The organism is Streptomyces albireticuli, assembly GCF_021228125.1.
Taxonomy (GTDB): domain Bacteria; phylum Actinomycetota; class Actinomycetes; order Streptomycetales; family Streptomycetaceae; genus Streptomyces; species Streptomyces albireticuli.
In genome coordinates, this window is record NZ_JAJQQS010000071.1 from 1 (window position 1) to 1770 (window position 1770).

Genomic DNA, 1770 nt, shown 5'->3' on the forward strand with positions numbered 1-1770 from the left:
TGAGCTCTTTCCATCATCGGCCTGAGCTCGCCAGATGCAGGGTCAGGACAGCTTGGACCAGGCTTGTGATGCGGGTGGTCGAGCACCGCAGTTTGCGGAGGAGTCGCCAGGACTTAAGGGTGGCGACGGCCTGCTCGACCATGGCCCGGATCTTGGTGTGAGATCGGTTGACGGCCTTCTGACCGTCGGAGAGCGTCTCCCAGCGACCCCAGTATGGAACGCGGACTGTGCCTCCGGCACCGCGGTATCCCTTGTCCGCCCAGCACGTGATGCCGGCGTCCGTGAGCATGTCGACGATGCCGTGTTCACGGGCGGCTCGGACGTCATGGACAGCGCCGGGAAGAGCCGGCGATGCCCACAGCAGCCGACCGGACGGATCGGCCAGAACCTGCACGTTCATCCCGTGCTTCTTGTACTTCCCGGAGTAGAAAGGGCGGTCCGCGGCGACCCGGTCGATGGGCAGCAAGGTGCCGTCCAGTAGTACAAGCGCCTTGGTCGATGCCGTACGGGCAGCCTCCTCAAGGGTCGGGGCGAGTGCGGCCAAGAGGTCGACAGCCTCGGCGACGTATCGGTAGGCGGTGGTGGTGCCGACACCGAACCCGGCCGCGAGCTGGGCGTAGGGGTGGCCGTTGCGGAGGTGGGCGAGTGTGAGCAGAGCCTGCCGGCCCGGAGTCAGGCGCCTCCACCGACTACCGAGCTCCCGGCGGTGTTGGCGGAGCTTGGCGGACAGGAGGCGCAGGGCAGAGCTGGACACGTCGACGCCGGAGGGGTACACAAGCACACGAAGCCTCTGAAGGAGACGGTTTTCTTGGTCGAAGACCCGTCTAGCAGGGGCTTCACCTGTCTGTCAGCCCAACTGGCCCACACGTCTGCCGGGTCGGAGTCGAATCAGTTCCTCAAGACCCAGGTCGGCGGCCTGCTCGCGACGGACTTTCTCCACCTCGACACCATCGGCCTGCACCGCTTGTACGCCCTGCTCGTCAAAAGCATCGTGGGAGCCATGCCGACGGCCGTCCTTCGGCATCGGAGTCCGCCGATCATTCCGGGTGACAGTCCGGACCAGCGGGTGGCACCATGCGGCCATGTGCGAAGACTGCCTGGCCGGCTACTCACGCTGTGTCCACGTCACCGCTGACGCCGCCGACGCGTACCGCCAGGCCATGCGACTGTGCGCGCTGATGGAACACCGCGGCGAGGAGGCGGAACTGCTGACGCACCTGGAGAGCGTCGACGAGGTCCGCCGAATGGCGGCGGCGCTGCCGAACTCCCGCTTTGTGCACCGCCCTTACCCTGGTGCCCAACCCTCTTGCGGCGCTGGCGGCTGCGAACCGGACGTGCCGGTCATGGACGACCGTGAACTGGAGGCACACCTGCCGCTCGAGATGTCGGCACGGTTCGCACCGGGGACGGCCGAGGACCGGGTTATCGCGGCACTGGGCGACAACGGCAGCGCGGTCTTCCTCGTATGGCCGGGCCGCTGGCCGGACAGACCCGAGCACGGCCTGCACGGCTTCCGCCACGATGCGGTACAGGTCGCCTTCCGCGGCGACCACTCCGACCCTGCACTGCCGTCCGGCCGGCACGCGGTCCACGTTCACGTGTCCAAGGAGTCCGGCCACCGCGGCGTCGAGTATCTGGCTGCGCAGGCGGGCGTCCACCCGTGACCAACTCGGTGCTCGTGCACGCCGCCGTCCGGTCCGCATCACCGCACTCGCCCAAGCCGTCCTCGCCCTACACCTGACCAGCTCAGCGTGAAGTTGGAAAGAGCTC

General features: G+C 67.6%; 2 protein-coding genes. One reads left to right on the forward strand and one right to left on the reverse strand.

The window, feature by feature from the left end:
* Positions 1–13: 13 nt before the first annotated feature.
* Positions 14–781 (reverse strand): IS5 family transposase, encoded by a 768-nt coding sequence (locus LUZ64_RS36585; RefSeq protein WP_095580519.1) that lies wholly within the window; start codon positions 779–781, stop codon positions 14–16.
* Positions 782–1082: 301 nt separating this feature from the next.
* Between LUZ64_RS36585 and LUZ64_RS36590 the strand changes: the two genes are divergently transcribed.
* Positions 1083–1664: a hypothetical protein gene (locus LUZ64_RS36590; protein ID WP_095580521.1), complete on the forward strand. Its 582-nt coding sequence runs from the start codon at positions 1083–1085 to the stop codon at positions 1662–1664.
* The last annotated feature ends 106 nt before the right edge of the window (positions 1665–1770 follow it).